We start from the raw sequence: 2,874 nt of genomic DNA on the forward strand, positions 1-2,874 counted from the left end.
TTTTCCGATCGAGAAGCTCAAAAACCTTGGATTTTCGTCGGCGATTACCGATTCAATTGGGAAGCTAGAGTCCAAAACGACCATTGGGCAAGCTGTACGGCATCAGAATTCGCTCTGGAGACTTATTCAGCAAGCCCTAAAGAGGTCTCGAAATCCCTGGCTGCGTTCGATCGCGAGTTGGCGATCGCAATATCCCTCGAACAGTTTTTCATACAACCATTCAGCAGCAATTTTAAGATTGCGAACTGGGGTTGGTAGCAGTTATGACGCCTTCAGGATTGCGTTTACCTGCGATCGCCTCTCGTTCTTCAGAAGTCAGAAAGTCTTCACGGGGACGTTGGAGAACGCGGGCAGTTTCGGCGAGGACGTGCGCCCAAGTCGATCGGTTGATAAATAGCATTCCTTGGTTGTTGAGGGTTCCGCCTTGATTGACGAAGCCTAGGGCAGCGGTGCGATCGCTCCCGGTGTCGAGGGGTTTGAGAATGCCTAACATAGGTTCGGGGCGGGTGTGGCTGAGAAACACGCGGGCTTTGACGGATTCGGGATAAAGTTCGTCTCGTAGAGAACCTCGGGCGACTCGTTCGAGTTCTCCGGCATCGCGAGGGGTGCGGAAGCGTCCGGGTTCGAGGAGGTAGACGACACTGTGGGAGACTTCGCGATCGCGCAGGCGTTGGGAAGCTTTCAAGATTTCTTGCAGTTGGTAGCCGCCGATAGCGGTGAGGATGACTTGGGCGTTTTCGGGTTGGTAACTCGCCCAGTCGAGGCGCATTGCCCCGTCGCACACCAGGCGATCGCCTTCTTCGGGAGTAAACAAATTCGCGATTTCGTCCCGTTTCGACACCACCATCGTCCAAAACTCCCCAGTGGTTTGATAGACGTGGTACATCAAGGACGCCGCCGTATTATAGTCAGCCGCAAACATCACGCGCGAAACGTCCGAGGCTTCGTTGGCCATGAGTTCCGCCATCGCGGGATCTTGGTGAGACTGTTCGTTTTTTCCGTTTTCCCAAGTGTGGGAGGTTAACACTAAGGGAATCGACAGCCAATCGATCTCGCGTCCCACTTCTTTAGCGTGTTTGCAGAAAATAATCTCTTGACGCATCACACCGTGCATTTTCGCGCCAAAGGCTTCGTAAGTGACGATAATATTGAGACCGGCTTTGTTGGCTAAGGCGGCGGAGGCGACGGCTTCTTCGTTGAGGGCGGTAATCACGGCTCCGTCTAGGGATTCGGGAATGCCGTCTTCGGGATCGGTGACGCGAAACTTCAATTCAGCGAGGGTTTGCGTCATACGGTTGGATTTCATTTCGTCCGGGTTGCCCACCCGCGGCCGTAAGTGGGGGTTGGCGCGAACGGCGGCGACGTAACCGGAATCGATCGCCTGCATGGGTTTGCTGTACGTCCAAGTTTGGCGGTTTTCGCGGTTGTCGGGAACGGTTTCAAATTCCGGTTCGGGAACCTCGCGCAGTTCGACGTGGCGATGTATCAGGGGATGGTTGCGTTCTTTAGGGCGTTGGGTTTCTGCGTGGTTTTGCAGTTTGGCGATCGCCTCTTGGAGTTCTGTAAACGGAACCCAGAGTTTGCGGGCGCAGTCGTTGAAGTCTTGTAGAGAATCTTCGCTGTTGTGGGGACTGTCGGGAATCGGTAGGTTGTGGGCGGGGTTCGTCCCTTCGTTGTAAAATCCCGCACCTTTGGGGGCGACGGCGATGCCGTAGGGAATGCGTACTGGGTAGCGATCGCGCCCGGATTTGACGGCTTCAGCGGCGGCCTCGAGTCGCCGTTCCATCTCGAAAATCGCCCAAACGAAGGCGGCGGGGTCGCGTCCGTCGAATACGATGGGGTCGAAGTGGTTGAGTTCGAGGTGGCGCACGAACCAATCGGTACCGCCTTTTTGTGCCATGGTGCTACGTTGGTCGATGCGGCGACCGTTGTTAATCATAATCGGGGCGACCGTCCCGCAATCTTGCGATCGCCACCACCGGGGCGTCCAGTCGCTCCCCCGCTGTTCTTCAAAGGCACCGTCGCTGAGGAAGGTGACGAGGCTTTCGCCGGGAAGAGGCATATGGGCGTATTGCAGTTGGACGAAGCCGAGATAGCCGCCTTCTGCCATACCGCCAGCAGTGTGGGGGTTGACGTGACTGCCTAGGGGCGAGGCTTGTTTGCCGCGATCGTCGAGCTTGTAGGAGTAGAAGTCGCGGACGAAGCGAGTCAGTCCCTCGTCGGTGAGATTGTAGCGTTGCTGGTGTTCGGAGACGAGGTTGTCGAGAACGACGTTGACGCTGTTGATGCCCGAGACGCAGTGTCCTTGTCCCATTATCCAAGAGCGGGTATTGCCGGTAATGCTGTTAAGGCCCATGTAACCGGCGTAGGCGGGAACCATGTTTAAGGAACCGCCAGTATGTCCTTCGGGTTTGGCTTTGAATTCGTTGGGTTTGAGGCTGCGTCCGTCGAGATAGACGCGATCGGCGTAGGTTTGATGGACGACAAGCCACATGGCAGCACTGGCGACGCGATCGAGAGCGTAGAGGCGATCGAAGACTTGCTGCGTCTCCTCCACCGTACCGCGTATTTTCAGCCGTTCGGCCATGTCGAAGACTCGCGCCTGGGTTTCGAGGTTGTGTTGGATGCGTTCGTACCCGGCGGCCCAGCGATCGGCAGCGGGGTTGCGTTCTCGATAGTGGCGAGCGAGTTCAGTTTGGCGAACGGCGGTGACGGTTTGGGTGGAAGTCATAGGAAGGGCTTGCTGAAAAGAAGTGAAAAGCTTACGACGTAAGGCTTAGAGGAGTCTTGACATGGCTTCGAGAACCCGAAAAAGAGGTAAAATTGGAAATTCCTGTGCATCCGGCAAGAAAAAATGTATCAAAAATCACAAAA

At 55.7% G+C, this 2,874-nt stretch carries 2 protein-coding genes; one reads left to right on the forward strand and one right to left on the reverse strand.

Features of this window, described 5'->3' with window-relative positions; all coding sequences use genetic code 11:
• Positions 1–258, forward strand: a 258-nt coding sequence (locus tag POG22_RS22135; protein ID WP_498907153.1) for a hypothetical protein, incomplete at its 5' end; no start/stop codon positions are given.
• On the opposite strand, the gene POG22_RS22140 is transcribed toward POG22_RS22135, so the two are convergent.
• Positions 233–2,731, reverse strand: coding sequence for a phosphoketolase family protein (locus POG22_RS22140; RefSeq protein WP_498907154.1), 2,499 nt, complete (start codon positions 2,729–2,731; stop codon positions 233–235). The genes POG22_RS22135 and POG22_RS22140 overlap by 26 nt on opposite strands.
• Positions 2,732–2,874: the final 143 nt, after the last annotated feature.

This window comes from Geitlerinema sp. CS-897 (assembly GCF_028368005.1).
GTDB lineage: Bacteria > Cyanobacteriota > Cyanobacteriia > Cyanobacteriales > Geitlerinemataceae > Baaleninema > Baaleninema simplex.